The organism is Streptomyces sp. NPDC001220 (assembly GCF_053597895.1).
Map to the genome: position 1 here is coordinate 22,365 of NZ_JBSFJE010000008.1, position 14,414 is coordinate 36,778.

The following is a 14,414-nucleotide window of genomic DNA, read 5'->3' on the forward strand; positions in this document are numbered from 1 at the left end:
TCGCATCCCCAGGGCAGGCAAGGGCCGGCCCCGCACAGCCCCGGACCGTGTCCTGGCCGACAAGGCCTGCTCCAGCCGGTCGATCCGCCAAACGTCGCAGGCTCTGACCTGTGGCAGCGGCGCAGCCAGGAGGGCGCCGAGGACTCGGCATCGCCAGGGCGGCCAACTAGTTCTTGATTGAACTATCCATTATTGCTACGGTGGCACCACCACGGCACGGGACCCCTTTCCGTGCACGGATTACGTATTGATCAATCCAGAAAAGAAATGGTGTGAGGTCATGGATCTCGGACTCGACAACAAGGTCGTCGTCGTCACCGGCGCCAGCAGGGGCATCGGCCTGGCTGTCGCCCGCGCCTTCGCTCACGAGGGCGCTCACGTGGTCGCGGGCGCGCGCAACCCGGGCAAGGAGCTCGCCGAGCTGAGCAAGCGACACGGTCTCGTCTCGCTGCCGGTGGACCTGAGCACGGCCGACGGAGCCGCCGCCCTCATCGACGCGGCGGTCACCCACTTCGGCACCGTCGACGTACTCGTCAACAACGTCGGCTCGGTCACTCCGCGCCTGGGCGGGTTCTCGTCCGTCAGCGACGACGACTGGACGCAGACCTTCAACACCAACCTGTTCAGCGCCGTGCGGGCCAGCCGGGCAGCCCTCCCCCACTTGCTGGAGAGCCGCGGAGCAATCATCAACATCGGCTCCGTGAACGCGATCCTGCCCGACCCGAGCATCGTCGACTACGCGGCATCCAAGGCCGCCCTGGCCAGCTTCGCCAAGTCGCTCTCCAAGGAGGTCGGCCCCCAGGGCGTCCGCGTCAACACCATCAGCCCTGGACCGGTCGAGACCGACATCTGGCTGGCCGACGGCGGCATGGCCGACACCGTCGCCAACGCCATGGGTGTCGAACGTGACGCGGCACGCGAGGCCATCGTCGCGGGCCTCGGCGGCCTGGCCACCGGCCGCTTCACCCGCCCCGACGAGGTCGCCGACCTCGCCCTGCTGCTGGCCAGCCACCGCACCGGCAACGTCACCGGCGCCGACTTCACCATCGACGGCGGACTCATCAAGACCCTGTGACACCCGCCCGGGGCACCCGCACGCCATAGGGGCGCGGAACGGACACACGCCCGCTCCGCCGAGGCCAACACGGGGGTGGCTGTGGAACGCACCCCCGGGACCGGCCATACCACCAGGACGCCCTTCGACTCGACCATCGCGCACGTCCCGACGGTCAAGGACGGCCTGCCGGCGGGCTTCGATGCGTTCTTCGGGGATCAGCCGATCGCCGCCGCCATCAGTGCCACGCCCGCTCAGAGCTGACCGGGCGGAGCACTCGGGCACACCTCGGCTGCGCGTTCCGGTCCGGCCTGGACGCGGTTGTCCCTTGGAGCGGCGATCACCTCCTCGATACTGGAATAAACATTCCAAAAATGCTACTATGATCACATGGCACGCCCTCGGGAGTTCGACACAGACCAGGTACTGGAGCGGGCCATGGACCTCTTCTGGCGCCAGGGCTACAACGCGACGTCGCTGCCGCAACTGACGGCGGAACTGGGCATCGGCAGCGGCAGCCTGTACGGCGCGTTCGGCTCCAAGGAGGGCCTGTACGCCCAGGCCCTGAAGCGCTACTGCGACGACCAGGCCGCCTCCCTCGTGGAGCGACTCGATTCCGCCTCCGATATCCGTGCGGCACTTCGGGAGACGCTGCTCGCCATGGCCGAGGCGGACCTCGCGGATCCCGAGCGCGGCTGCCTGCTGGTCAACGCGGCTACGGAGCGCGCATCGCACGAGGGCACAGTCGAACGTGTGAAGTCGACCATGGCCACCGTCGAGTCCGCGCTGACCGGGGCGTTGCAGCGCGCCCAGGTTCGGGGTGAGCTGTCCGCCGAGAAGCGTCCGGCCGAGCTGGCGCGCTTTCTGACGACGTTCATCCAGGGAATGCGTGTGATGGGCAAGGCCCATGCGGACCGGGAGTTCCTCGAGGGCGCCGTGTCCGGCGCCCTGAAGGTGCTGGACTGAGGCCGTACCCGGATCGCCGAACTGCGCGACAGCGGCGTTCTCTCCTTCGACATCGATACCGAACGCGCGCGGCTCGGGCTGCCGATCCGCACACCCAGCTATAGAACGCGGACGTGTCGCGCACGCAACTCACCCACAGTGAGAGGCAGTTGATCGAGCTGTACCTTCCAATCGGCAGGTTCGGTCCGCATCCCGAGCGGTTGCGTGAGCAGTTTGAGGGGGTGGTGTGGCGATTCCGCACGGGCAGCCCTGGCGGGACATGTCGCCCAGGCCGTTGTCCTTCGAGCTGACCGGGGGCCAGGCCGCCGACAGCCCCCGCTTCGTTCCGGTGCCGGAAAAGGTCGAAGGTGGACGGGAACGGCCCGGCGCAGCCCTGTTCAAGCCGCTGCGACAGGTCATCGAATCGATCAACGAGACCTTCCAGGGACAGCTTGACCTCGAACGGCACCGAGGGCGCACTCCCGGAGATGTCATAGCCCGCGTCATGCAACGCATTCTCGCGCTGACCGCCGCGATCTGGCACAACGACGCCACCGGACAAATCGTCCTACGCTCACTGATCGCCTACGATCACTGCCCCTTGGACTGGATCATCTAGTTCGCCCCTGTGTCCAGCGGGGGTTCCTGCCAGTGAGGGCCAGTGCGCGGTCGAGCACGGGTGCGCCTGCGTCTTGGGGTACTTCGCCACCCAGGAGGCCGAGACCGCGCATGCGGGGTGCCTCACGCGAGTAGGTCGCGAACGTGGCTTCGGCCAAGGCCGTGGGAATAGTGAGCCGTTGTCCGGTGGCTGCTGCCGTGTCCCAGGCGTGGACGGTGAATTCGGCGATCAGGATCCCGCCGAGCGCGGTCGCGGGCATGGGCGGTCCGCCGAGGCCGGCCTCGCCCTCCCATGCTGCCGGCTCGGACCAGGCCCTGGCCGCCGGTTCCGCTCCGCCGGCCACGAGCGACGCCCACTCGGACTCCGGCCGCCCGGCGAGGAGTGGCACCGGGCTCGCGGTCAGCAGGCCCGGATCCGATGCCGTGCGGGTGCCCGCGTCCCTCGTCATCAGCAGCATCATGGCGATGTGATTGACGAGGTCTTTCACCGTCCACGCCGAACACGGCGTCGGGTGGTGATACTGGTCGACCGCCGCACCGCGCACAGCGTCCACGACCAGATCGATGCTCTGCGCCAACTGCTCCACCTTCGTCGCCGGCAGCATGGGGCATCCCTCCTTCGAAGTCGATTGCGACGAACGCGATCACCGCGGTTCGCCCCTCATCCGTAAGGCGTCGTCCTAGTCGATGAAGACGCTCCACGCGGTGGCGTTGAGGTTGTCGGAGAGGAAGATGTCGGTCCCGCCCAGGCGCTTCTCCCAGGACGGCATCAGCTCGGCCGCGCGGGCGGTCACCGCATCCATCCAGACCTTGATTTCCGCCTGCTTGTTGTTGGCCGGCACCCTGGCGGCGGCCGAGGCTTCCTTCAAGTCGACCGTGCGCAGTGCTTCGGAAGCAGCGGCGCGCAGGTCCCGGATGTACTCCCGGTTCGTCGCCACGTCCTCGGGCGTACCCGGCAGGGCCATGTGGCCGGTGACGATGGTCTCGTAGTCGTACTCCAGCAACTGGTCCATGGCGTCGAAGTACGCGGGGACGTGCGCGGAGAAGTACAGGCGGAAGAACGGCGCGCTCTTCGGACTGAAGCTGTCCATCGCTCCCATGAGCTTCAGTTCCGGCAGGTGGATGAACAGGTTGCCGGCCTGATGCCAGTCTCCCGTGTAGTCGAGTACGAACCGCACCCCGTCGATGTCCATCTCCTTGCGCCGGCCGCTGAAGGTCTCGGTGGGCAGGGGACGCCGGTCGTCGTTCTTGACCTCCTTGATGAACTCGCCGGTGATCTCATGGGAGATGATCTTCAGGCCGTTCCGCTTCAGCAGGTGAGCCGCCCCGATGTGGTCGGCGTGCGCGTGGCTGTAGATCAGGTGGGTGACCGGCTTGGGGGTGACCGACTCGATCGCCTCCAGCAGTTTGTCCCCCAGGAACGGTGAGGCGTCCACGAGGACGACACCGTTCTTCGTCTCCACGAACATCGTGTTGATCATCCCCTGGGTGACGAAGTGGGCGCCGCCGCCCAGGTCCTGGACGACGTACCCGGACTCCGGGATGTCCGGCCCCAGGGCGAAGTCGGGTACAGGCGCGAACTCGGTCATGTCGATCTCCTTTGGGCGGCCCGCCCCAGGGCCGGGGCGGAGGGGTGTCTTGTGATGGGGTTCGAAGGGGCCACGTGGGGGCTGGCTCGGGCCTGCCCTGCGGCAGCGCGGTCTTCGAGGCGACAGCGGGCCGGTGCAGGACAGCCGGTCCGTTCTCCGGCCGAATGCAGGGATGTCCTCTGGCTTCCTCGCGGGAGAAGGCGGTCGCTTTTCAGCCAGCATGGCCCGCTTTGCGTTCACGTGGAGGCTCCAAGGACGCCCTGCTGAACCTAGGTCTGACTGGTCCACCTTCACCGGCCCGCCGCGCCGCTACGGGGACCACACTGGCCGCATGAACGACAACGGCGAACTGGGGGACTTCCTGCGCTCGCGGCGGGCCCGTCTGCGTCCCGAGGAGGCGGGCGCGGCTTTCAGCGGCGGCGCGCGCCGGGTTCCCGGACTGCGCCGCGAGGAAGTCGCGCACCTGGCCGGGGTGAGTACGGACTACTACGCCCGTCTCGAGCAGGGCCGGCACCCACACGTCTCGGAGGCGGTGCTGGAGGCGGTCGCCCGCGCGCTGCGCCTGGACGACACGGAACGCGGCTACCTCTTCGAACTCGCCCGGCCCAGGACACCCGGACGCCGCCGGAGCAGTCCCGTCCGCGCACCGCGCATGCGGCAGCCGATCCACCAGATGCTGGACGTCCTGAACGACGTCTCACCGGCCGTCGTCATCAACCACCGCGCTGACGTCCTGGGCGCCAACCACCTGGCCAGACAGCTGATCACGGACTTCGACGCACTGCCGCACCGCGACCGCAACCTCGCCCGATTCGTACTGCTGCACCCCGCCGCCCGTGACCTGTACCAGGACTGGGACCGGGTCGCGGAGACCTTCGTCGCCAGTCTGCGCCTGGCCTCCGGACGCCATCCCGACGACCGCCTGCTCATCGAGCTCGTCGGGGAGCTGTCCATCAAAGTTCCCGAGTTCTCCGCCTGGTGGGCCGGCCACCGCGTGGACCAGTGCGCCCACGGCACCCAACGCCTCGTTCACCCCGTGGTCGGCGAACTCACCCTCTCCTACGAAACCCTGGCTCTGCCCGCCGACCCTGACCAGAGCATCGTGCTCTACACCACCGAACCCGGCTCCGCCTCCACGGAAACACTCCGCCTGCTCGCCAGCTGGACCACACCGACGAACACACACGAGGCCGCCCCTGCCCAGGCACCGTACGGCTGATGCGGAACAGCCGGTCGTCACCGGCGCCGCGTCGGGTCTTGGGCTGAGACCGCCCGTTCCCTCGCGAGCGCCGACGCCTTGGTCACCTTCACGGTCGGCAGCACGGACGTCGGCGAGCTCGCCGCGACCGGTATCCGTAAGGCGGCCGGGAACGACACCGTCCATGTCGGCCCGCTCGATCTCGCCGACGGGACGTTGATCGCCGCCTTCACGGGCGTCTGGTCCGGGTCCCTGATACTCATCCTGTTAGGGAACAAACGATGGACTCCGTACCTCGCACCGCACCGCAGCACTCCCTGGGCCGCTTCGGGATCTTCAGCCACGAACTGCGCTCCGAAGATCCGGCACTTCAAGAGCAACGGCGACGCGCGGCAGCCGAGCTGGAAGAGCTCGGCTTCGGCGTGATCTGGCTCGGGGGCAACAGCAGCGTGCACCACGCCGCCGCGCTCGCCGGGTGCACTGAACGCATCGCCCTGGCCACCGGCATCCTCAACATCTGGCACGAGGACGCCGCCGCGGTGGCCCAGCAGCGAGCCGAACTGGAGGAAGCCCGCCCCGCCCGGTTCCTCCTGGGCCGGGGCGCAAGCCACGCCCAGCTGGCCCAGAACTACCAGCGGCCCTACTCCACGATGGTCGGCTACCTCGACGCCCTCGACAACGCCGCCACCCCCGTCCCGGCCGACCGCCGGATCCTGGCGGCGCTCGGACCGAAGATGCTGCGTCTCGCCCGCGACCGGGCCGTCGGCGCCCACCCCGCGATGGTCACCCCCCAATACATCAAGCAGGCCCGGGAGGTCCTGGGCGACGGACCGCTCCTGGCTCCCGTGGTCACCGTGCTCCTGGAAAGCGACCCCGTCCGGGCACGTGCCATCGGCCGTGACTTCCTCGAGCTGTACCTCCGGCTGCCCAACTACACCACGAACTTCGAACGCCTCGGCTTCACCGCTGACGACTTCACGGGCGGCGGCAGCGACCGCCTGGTCGACGCCCTGGTCGCCTGGGGAACCGACGACGCGATCAGCGACCGCCTGACCGAGTTCCACACCGCCGGCGCCGACCACCTGGCCCTGCAGCTCATCACCGCCGAGGGAGGTGAGACGCCGCCGCTCACCCAGTGGCACCGCCTCGCCGACGTCTGCGCGAAGAGCGCGTAGCCGTACAGGTGACGACACCCGAGGCACTCATGACAAGCATCCTCTGGAGCACGGCATGTCCACACCCGAGCAGAACAAAGAAACCGTTCTGAGAGCCTTCGACACACTCTTCCGCAAGCGCGACTACGCGGCCGCGAAGGTGTTCTGGTCCGAGGACCACCTCCAGCACAGCCGGCACATCCCGCCGGGGCGGGAGGGTGTGTTCAACATCGACCGGCTCGGATTCGACGCCGCCATCGACTACAGGCGGGACGACTTTCCCGACCAGCTGCGCGACCGCACCCCTCGATACGTCGACGTGTTCTTCGACAACGTCGGCGGAGACATCCTCGACCAGGCACTCACCCGCCTCGCCCGCGGTGCGCGAGTCGTCATCAGCGGCGCGATCTCCCAGTACGACAACGCCGACGCGGTCGTGGGACCGAGCAACTACCTGACCCTGCTGTACCGGAGCGCCTCCGTGGCAGGCGTCGCCGTTCCCGCCTTCGCCGACCGGTATCCCGAGGCCATGACGCAGATGTCGCACTGGCTCGCCGACGGTCAGCTGACGAGCATCGAGGACACGGTGCACGGCGACATCGAGACGTTCCCGGCCACGCTCAGGCGCCTGTTCACCGGCGAGAACACCGGCAAGCTCGTCCTCGAACTCGCGCACCAGACGTGAGCCACCCCTCTGTCTTCCGGCGCACCTGCACCAGGCCTGCCGGGACCGCCTCCCTCACCTGTTCAGGCGAGGACAGAACAACCGACCTACTACTAGGGACTTGAGGTCATGACAACCACCCAGCGCATCCACACCCCCTTCGGGGAAGAGTCGACGGCCGCCGAGGTCATCGAAGGCATCGATCTTTCCGGCAAACACGCGGTCGTCACCGGCGCCGCCTCGGGTCTCGGCGCCGAGACCGCCCGCGCCCTCGCGGAAGCCGGTGCCTCGGTCACCCTCGCGGTCCGCAACACGGACGCCGGTGAACGCACCGCGACCGACATCCGCAAGGCCACCGGAAACGACGCCGTCCATGTCGGCCGGCTCGACCTCGCCGACCAGGCGTCGATCGCCGCCTTCACGAACGCCTGGACCGGACCCCTGCACATCCTCGTCAACAACGCCGGCGTGATGGCACTGCCCACGCTCGACCGCACACCGGACGGCTGGGAGCTGCAGTTCGCGTCCAACCATGTCGGTCACTTCGCGCTCGCGCTCGGCCTGCACGACGCGCTCGCGGCCGCCGGCAACGCGCGGATCGTGTCGCTGAGCTCCCGCGGCCACCATGCCTCGCCCGTGGAGTTCGACGACATCAATTTCGACAACCGCGCCTACGACCCGTGGCTCGCCTACGGGCAGTCCAAGACCGCCAACGTTCTCTTCGCGGTCGAGGCGAGCGACCGCTGGATCACCGACGGGATCACCGCCAACGCCGTCCACCCCGGCGTGATCATGTCGACGAACCTGTCGCGCCACATGGATCCGGACCAGGCCGCACAGCTGCGCGCCGCAGAGGCGGCCGGAGAACTCGGCTCCATCCAGGGCGCACCGTTCCGGTTCAAGACCATCGCCCAAGGCGCCGCGACCAGCGTGCTCGTCGCGACCTCCCCCCAGCTGGAGGGCATCGGCGGCCGCTACTTCGAGGACAACAACGAAGCGGAGAAGCTGTCGGCCGAGGCCGTGGGATCCGCCCCCGGCGGCGTGGCCCCATACGCACTCGACCCGGACGCCGCCAAGCGCCTGTGGGAACTGTCACTCGCTGCAGCGGGCGCATGAGCAGAATCCTCGCGAGAGGGGCGGCACTGAACTCGCGGCAGCGATTCCAGCGGAGCAGCGGCAGGACGGCTGCCACAGGTCACACGGAAGCGGAGATTGCGGCCGGTCCTTCGGAGTCAACCTGAGGGTGCCTCGGAGGAGCTGCGCCTTCGTAGGGCCGTCGGGGCACTCCAGCTGGCGAGCATGCCGAGCGCTTCCGCGGAGGCCGAACCAGGTTCCGCGGTGTAGAGGCAGATACTCAGGTCAGGGTCGGCGGGCAGGGCAAGGATCTCGTAGGAGAGGGTGAGTTCGCCGACCACGGGGTGAAGCAGGCGTCGGCTGCCGTGGGCGCACTGGTCCACGCGGTGGCCGGCCCACCAGGTGGAGAACTCGGGAACCTTGGTGGACAGCTCCCTGACGAATTCGTTGAGCAGGCGGTCGTCGGGATGGCGTCCGGCAGCCAGACGAAGACTGGCGACGAACGCCTCCGCGACCCGGTCCCAGTCCTGATAGAGGTCACGGGCGGCGGGCTGGAGCAGTACGAATCGGGCGAAGTTGCGGTCGCGGTGCGGCAGCGCGTCGAAGTCCGTGATCAGCGCCTTGGCAAGATGGTTGACTGCCAGGACGTCGCTGCGGTGGTTGATGACCAGGGCCGGCGAGACGACGTTGAGAACGTCCAGCATCTGGTGGATGGCAGGACGCACGCGCGGCAGCGGGGCCGGACGGCGCCGTTCCGGACCGGGGGACTTGGGCCGGGCGAGCTCGAAGAGGTAGCCGCGTTCGGTGTCGTCCAGGCGCAGCGCGCGGGCGACCGCCTCCAGCACCGCCTCCGAGACGTGTGGGTGCCGGCCCTGCTCGAGACGGGCGTAGTAGTCCGTACTCACCCCGGCCAGGTGCGCGACCTCTTCACGGCGCAGTCCCGGGACCCGGCGCGCGCCGCCGCTGAAAGCCGCGCCCGCCTCCTCGGGACGCAGACGGGCCCGCCGCGAGCGCAGGAAGTCACCGAGCTCGTCGCTTCGATCCATGCATCCAGTGATACCACCACAGCGGCATGACGGGGCCTGTGAGTGGCCCAGTCAGACCTAGGTTCAGCAGGGCGCGCGCGAGGCGTCCGCACGGGCCTACCGGACGGGATGCTGGACGCGAACCGGGAGGCAACGCCGCCTCCACAGGTGGTCCTCGGCGGCCACGGGCCCTTGCTGAGAACGGGCCGCGCACGGCCGAGCGGAGCACCCGGTCACCCCTCGTTCCTCACACGAAGCAGATGAATCATGCCCTTTGTGATCTACGTCCTTGGGCTGGGCATCTTCGCCCAGGGCACCTCGGAATTCATGCTCTCCGGCGTGATGCCCTCCATCGCCAAGGACCTAGACATCCCCCTCGCCTCCGCCGGAATGCTGGTGTCCGCCTTCGCCATCGGCATGCTCGTCGGAGCACCGCTGATGAGCCTGGTCACCCTGAAGATGCCGCGCCGTTCCGCGCTGGCCGGCTTCCAGCTCGTCTTCATCGCCGCCCACGTCGGCGCCGCTCTCGTCCCGCACTTCGGATTCCTGCTGGTCATGCGGGTGCTGTCGGCCATGGCGTATGCCGGATTCTGGGCCATGGCCTCGGTCGCGGCCATCTCGCTGGTCGAGGCCGGCAAGCAGGGCCGGGCCATGGGAGTGGTCGTCTCGGGACTGAGCGTGGCCACGATCATCGGTGTCCCGGGCGGCACGCTGCTCGCACAGCACGCCGGCTGGGAGGCCGCCTTCTGGGCCGTGGCCGCGATGACCGCTCTGTCCACGATCGCACTGCTCATCGCCCTGCCCGGCGGCCGGGACACGACAACGGCACAGCCGCGTCTGGCCACGGAACTGCGCTCGCTGATGCAGCCACGGCTCTGGGTCGCCTACGCCACCACCGCACTGACCGTGGCCGCCCAATTCGCGGTCTTCTCCTACCTCGGAGCCCTGCTGGAGGACGTCACCGGCCTCAGCACAGGCCTGGTGCCCCTCGTACTCGGACTCTACGGCGTCGGCGCGTTCGTCGGCCTGACCATCGGAGGACGCGTGGCCGACCGCGCCCCCTTCACACTCCTGCTGGTGGGCATGGCCGCCTTCATCATCGCCGCGACAGCACTCGCAGTGACCGCACAGGTCGCGTGGGTCACGATCGTGCTGGTGGTGCTCCTGGGCGCCGCCAACTTCGGGGTCACGCCCGCGGTCAACGCCAGAGTCTTCGCCATTCTCGGAGAGACCAGGACGCTCGGCGGCGCCGTGAACATCGCCGCCTTCAACGTCGGCATCGCCGTCGCCCCCCTGGCATCCGGCCTCGTGATCAACACGGGACTGGGGCTGGCGGGTACGGCCTGGATCGGTGCGGCCTTCGGGGTCGCCCACATGGGCAGCGTTCTCCTGGACCGCCACCTCACCCGACGCCACGAAGCGGGAACCGAGGAGCCCACAACCGTCTCCGAGCTGGAGCACGCTGCCGCTGCATCCTGACAACCGCAGCCGTAACCAACGACCTCGTGCACGGTTGGCCGTGGCCCGTCGAGGTGTGTGGCGTTGTCGGTGTTCACGCTCGGGCGGTGCCGTGCTCGAGGCGGATGCGCCGGGAGGAGTGTGCGCTGCGCCGTAGTTCATGCCGCTCCTCGTACCAGGCAGAAGCGTTCTTCGTGAACCTGCGATGGGTCGCGTCACCCATCCCCTTGTAGCCGGCGTCCGCGAGGATCTCCGTGAAACTCCATGCGGTATTCGCTCCTGCCGGTCGCAGCGGCCGACCGCCGGCCCCGAGCGGGCTGCCCGCGGCGACGAGTACGGACAGGTCGACAGCAGGGACCAGTTGGTGAGCGCGCTACAGCAACTGCCCATGCGGATGCGGACGGTGGTGGTCCTGCGGTACTTCCATGACCTCTCGGACAGCGAGATCGCGGGCGACCTGGGCATCTCGCCGAGCACGGTGCGCTCCCAGCTCGCCCGGGGGATCGAGAGGCTCAGACGCCAGTTACCCGCACTCTCCGCCCCTTCACCACGGCAGCACACGGAAGGAATCCGCCGGAGACCTCGAGTCCCGGATAGGGCGACGTTCCTGGCGGCAGCGGATAGAGGCCCATCCGCTGCATGATGTCTGCCCGGTTCAGGGCTGTGGCCGCCAGGTGCCGGCGTCTGTACCTGGTGGTGCCGGCGTCTATTCGGAGGCCGCAGGGCGGTCGCGGACTTCGCGCAGTCGCCGATGAGCGGCCGAACAGATGGTGGACCACACCGAGGTGACCGCTCCGGTCAGTGTTGCGGGATCAGGGTCTCCGGCCACCGGAGCCGCGGGTTCCGACACAGGCGCGGTCGGCGGCTCGCAGCCGAGCGCCGCCCTGTCCGGCATGTCAGCGCGCACCGGCCGCTTTCATGATCTTCAGCGCGCCGGTCAGTAGAGCTGCCCAGGTCTCGGGCGAGATGCGGGCAGGCGGGGTGAAGCCCTGGACGCGCTGGTGGGCGACGGTCTGCGGCTCGGTGTACTTGAGGATTCCGTCGGCGCCGTGGCGGCGGCCCAGTCCCGAGTCGCCCATGCCGCCCATCGGTGCGTCGATGCTCCCCCATGCCGCAGCGAACGCCTCGTTGACGTTGACGGTGCCGGCGTGGACACGGGCGGCCACTGCCCGGCCGCGGGCACCGTTGCCGGTCCAGACACTTGCGTTGAGGCCGTACGGCGTGGCGTTGGCCCGCGCGACCGCTTCATCGACGGTGCGGAAGGGGTAGATGGAGACGACGGGCCCGAAGGTCTCGTGGTCGTACAGCGTCATGTCGGGTGTGACGCCGGTGAGGATGGTCGGCTCGTAGAACAGTGGGCCCAGATCCGGCCGCGCCCGGCCACCGGCTACGACGGTCGCACCCTTGGCGACGGCGTCGTCGACGTGCTCGCTGACGGTCTCCAGCTGGGAGGAGTTGGTCAGGCTGCCGACGTCGATGCTGTAGTCGTAGGCGGCGCCGATCTTGAGCTGCCGGGTGCGGGCGACGAACGCGGCGACGAACCGGTCGCGGATGGGTTCGGCGACGTAGAGACGCTCGATGGAGACGCACAGCTGCCCGGCCGAGGGAAAGCATGCCGCTACGGCGCCGTCGGCGGCCTTGTCGATGTCCGCATCGTCGAGGACGATCATGGCGTTCTTGCCGCCGAGTTCCAGGGACGCGCCGATGAGGCGCTGTCCGGCGCCGCGGGCGATCTGGCGTCCGCTGGCGGTGGAGCCGGTGAACATCATGTAGTCGGCGTTGTCCAGCAGGGCGCCACCGATGGAACTGCCCCGGCCTACCACCATCTGCCACACCCCGGCCGGCAGGCCGGCCTCGTGCATCAGGTCCAGCGCCCACAGTGCGGTGAGAGCGGTCTGGGTGTCGGGCTTCTGCACGACGGCGTTACCCGCCAGGAGCGCGGGTATGGCATCGCCGGCGGCCATGCTCAGCGGGTAGTTCCACGGCGAGATCACCGTGACGACCCCCTTGGGATGACGCAGTTCGGTGGTGTGGGTCAGCAGCGGGACCGCGCCGCGGCGGCGCTTGGGCTCCAGGTACCTGGCGGCGTTGCGCGCGTAGTAGCGGGTGGTGATCGCGATGTCGGTCACCTCGAGGAACGCGTCGCGGCGGGTCTTGCCGCTTTCGGCCTGCATCAGGTCCAGTGCCTCGTCCTGGCGGGCGAGTACGAGATCGTGGAACCGCAGCAGGATCTTCTTGCGCCGGCTCAGCGGCAGGGCGGCCCAGGATTTCTGGGCCGTGCGGGCGCGCGCGAAGGCGTCCTCGACATCGCCGGGTGTCGAGACCGGCAGGCCGGCCAGCGGCAGACCTGTGTAGGGAGCGGTGGTGGTGACCCGAGCGGCGCCCGGGGCGGCGGCAACGCGCTGCGCGAGGCGCTCGATGCGGCCTGGAGCCAGCGTTGCGGGCAGGTCGGCACCGCGGGCGGTGGTGGGTCGGGTCGTGTGTTCGGTGACCATCGCAGGCTCCCTTGCTACTTGTTCCGGCTCGGGACCGAGGTGGGCACCGGCATGTGCAGGGCAAGCTGGCCCTGTGTCATGACGTCGAGCTGGAGGGTCCGCATCGGCCTGAGCGAGCGCAGGTCATCCGCCATGCGGCCCTCGCCGACCTGGAGCTGGATGTCACGCGGAAGGCGCGTCGTGCCGGCCGACAGCACGTTGGTCTGGCTCAGTGTCGAGTGCCACGCGCCGTTGATGGAGGTGTAGGAGGTGAGCGAGCCGACGCGCTCGCCGCTCGGATAGGCGGTCTGCTTCGGCGTGGCCACCTGGAGCGAGAGGTCGGTTCCGCCGGCGTCGTTGGCGACCCGGGCCGCTGTCCGCTGGGGGTCGATGTCGACGTCGAGACCGGTGACCCACTTGGGGAAGCCGTAGCCGTCGTGGCCGCGCACCTGGGCGATCTCCGTGCTCACCGGGAGGGACAGCACATAGGAGTCGAGGTGCTCGTTCTTCAGCCCGGCGACGAGATCGAAGAAGCCGAGCCTGCCGTGCCGGGCCGGTTTGACGGCGATGCCGACAGCGGCCTCGGTGTAGAAGTCGATGTCGCACACGTCGTAACGGAAGAACATCACCGAGACGAGACCGACGCCCGGGGCGATCTCCAGCGGCGCCAGTTCCCTGGGCAGGCGGGACCGGACGGCGCGGGACGGGGCGAGCATGGTGAGCCGCACGGTCGAGACGGAGTAGTAGAAGTTCGGCGTGAGTGTGCTGCCGATCAGTGAGTCGACCTTGATCTTGGGGAGCCGGCGGAAGAAGTCCACGCCGTTGACGCGGGGGTCCCTGGCGACTTCATCCAGGTCGGTGTCCATCCGGTACCGGTCGTACAGGCCGCCCTTGGGGACGGTGACAGTGCGGCCGCCCAGGTCGACCTCGACCACTTCCTGCTGCGTCGGTGCTGACATGACGTGCTTCCTCATTTCCATGTTTACGATGCACACATGACCCTAACCCTCGATGTATACACCGTCAACACCATCTCCGGGCGTCCGGTGCGATGCGCGCCTCGGACACGGCGAAGATCCGGGCAGGCAGAGACGCGACAGCGCCTGCGGGAAGCGACGGCGGCTCAGTCCCGCCCCAGACGGTCGAGCCCACACGCTCGGC

13 protein-coding genes and 3 pseudogenes are annotated in these 14,414 nt (G+C 68.8%); 10 read left to right on the top strand and 6 right to left on the bottom strand.

All coding sequences use genetic code 11. The features are described 5' to 3' along the window. Positions 1 to 280: 280 nt before the first annotated feature. From ACWDGI_RS20130 to ACWDGI_RS20145, 4 genes and pseudogenes are all read left to right on the top strand, one after another. A complete protein-coding gene (locus tag ACWDGI_RS20130) occupies positions 281 to 1,075 on the top strand; it encodes an oxidoreductase (protein WP_450760786.1) in 795 nt (264 codons plus the stop codon). 81 nt (positions 1,076 to 1,156) lie between these two features. Continuing rightward, positions 1,157 to 1,318, top strand: a complete 162-nt coding sequence (locus ACWDGI_RS20135) for a hypothetical protein (RefSeq protein WP_450760788.1) — start codon at positions 1,157 to 1,159, stop codon at positions 1,316 to 1,318. Between the two features lie 126 nt (positions 1,319 to 1,444). Further along, a complete protein-coding gene (locus ACWDGI_RS20140) occupies positions 1,445 to 2,020 on the top strand; it encodes a TetR/AcrR family transcriptional regulator (RefSeq protein WP_450760790.1) in 576 nt (191 codons plus the stop codon). Between the two features lie 346 nt (positions 2,021 to 2,366). Next, positions 2,367 to 2,618, top strand: a pseudogene (locus ACWDGI_RS20145) (IS982 family transposase); the annotation flags it as partial. Here the strand turns inward: ACWDGI_RS20145 and ACWDGI_RS20150 are convergent. Both ACWDGI_RS20150 and ACWDGI_RS20155 read right to left on the bottom strand, forming a co-directional pair. Further along, a complete protein-coding gene (locus tag ACWDGI_RS20150; RefSeq protein WP_450760792.1) occupies positions 2,611 to 3,222 on the bottom strand; it encodes a TIGR03086 family metal-binding protein in 612 nt (203 codons plus the stop codon). The pseudogene ACWDGI_RS20145 and the gene ACWDGI_RS20150 sit on opposite strands and share 8 nt — an antisense overlap. A 75-nt stretch (positions 3,223 to 3,297) precedes the next feature. Then, a complete protein-coding gene (locus tag ACWDGI_RS20155; RefSeq protein WP_450760794.1) occupies positions 3,298 to 4,206 on the bottom strand; it encodes an MBL fold metallo-hydrolase in 909 nt (302 codons plus the stop codon). 331 nt (positions 4,207 to 4,537) lie between these two features. Between ACWDGI_RS20155 and ACWDGI_RS20160 the strand changes: the two genes are divergently transcribed. The 4 genes from ACWDGI_RS20160 (at position 4,538) to ACWDGI_RS20175 (ending at position 8,338) form a co-directional block, all read left to right on the top strand. Continuing rightward, entirely contained in the window at positions 4,538 to 5,425 is an 888-nt protein-coding gene (locus tag ACWDGI_RS20160; protein ID WP_450760796.1) for a helix-turn-helix transcriptional regulator, read from the top strand. A 260-nt stretch (positions 5,426 to 5,685) separates the two neighbouring features. Then, positions 5,686 to 6,579, top strand: coding sequence for an LLM class F420-dependent oxidoreductase (locus ACWDGI_RS20165; protein WP_450760798.1), 894 nt, complete (start codon positions 5,686 to 5,688; stop codon positions 6,577 to 6,579). A 55-nt stretch (positions 6,580 to 6,634) separates the two neighbouring features. Beyond that, on the top strand, positions 6,635 to 7,243 hold the full coding sequence (locus ACWDGI_RS20170) for a zinc-binding dehydrogenase (RefSeq protein WP_450760800.1): 609 nt from the start codon (positions 6,635 to 6,637) through the stop codon (positions 7,241 to 7,243). Between the two features lie 108 nt (positions 7,244 to 7,351). Continuing rightward, the gene (locus tag ACWDGI_RS20175; protein ID WP_450760802.1) at positions 7,352 to 8,338 is read left to right on the top strand and encodes an SDR family NAD(P)-dependent oxidoreductase; all 987 of its coding nucleotides are present in this window, start codon (positions 7,352 to 7,354) and stop codon (positions 8,336 to 8,338) included. A 116-nt stretch (positions 8,339 to 8,454) separates the two neighbouring features. On the opposite strand, the gene ACWDGI_RS20180 is transcribed toward ACWDGI_RS20175, so the two are convergent. Further along, on the bottom strand, positions 8,455 to 9,342 hold the full coding sequence (locus tag ACWDGI_RS20180; RefSeq protein WP_450760804.1) for a helix-turn-helix transcriptional regulator: 888 nt from the start codon (positions 9,340 to 9,342) through the stop codon (positions 8,455 to 8,457). Between the two features lie 246 nt (positions 9,343 to 9,588). Between ACWDGI_RS20180 and ACWDGI_RS20185 the strand changes: the two genes are divergently transcribed. Both ACWDGI_RS20185 and ACWDGI_RS20190 read left to right on the top strand, forming a co-directional pair. Next, on the top strand, positions 9,589 to 10,800 hold the full coding sequence (locus ACWDGI_RS20185; protein WP_450760806.1) for a Cmx/CmrA family chloramphenicol efflux MFS transporter: 1,212 nt from the start codon (positions 9,589 to 9,591) through the stop codon (positions 10,798 to 10,800). Between the two features lie 184 nt (positions 10,801 to 10,984). Beyond that, positions 10,985 to 11,293 (top strand): annotated as a pseudogene (locus ACWDGI_RS20190) (sigma-70 family RNA polymerase sigma factor); the annotation flags it as partial. A 58-nt stretch (positions 11,294 to 11,351) separates the two neighbouring features. Here ACWDGI_RS20190 and ACWDGI_RS20195 read toward each other — a convergent pair. From ACWDGI_RS20195 to ACWDGI_RS20205, 3 genes and pseudogenes are all read right to left on the bottom strand, one after another. After that, positions 11,352 to 11,453, bottom strand: a pseudogene (locus tag ACWDGI_RS20195) (NAD(P)H-quinone oxidoreductase); the annotation flags it as partial. Between the two features lie 222 nt (positions 11,454 to 11,675). Continuing rightward, entirely contained in the window at positions 11,676 to 13,274 is a 1,599-nt protein-coding gene (locus tag ACWDGI_RS20200; protein WP_450760808.1) for a succinic semialdehyde dehydrogenase, read from the bottom strand. 14 nt (positions 13,275 to 13,288) lie between these two features. Further along, entirely contained in the window at positions 13,289 to 14,212 is a 924-nt protein-coding gene (locus tag ACWDGI_RS20205) for an acetoacetate decarboxylase family protein (RefSeq protein ID WP_450760810.1), read from the bottom strand. Between the last annotated feature and the right edge of the window lie 202 nt (positions 14,213 to 14,414).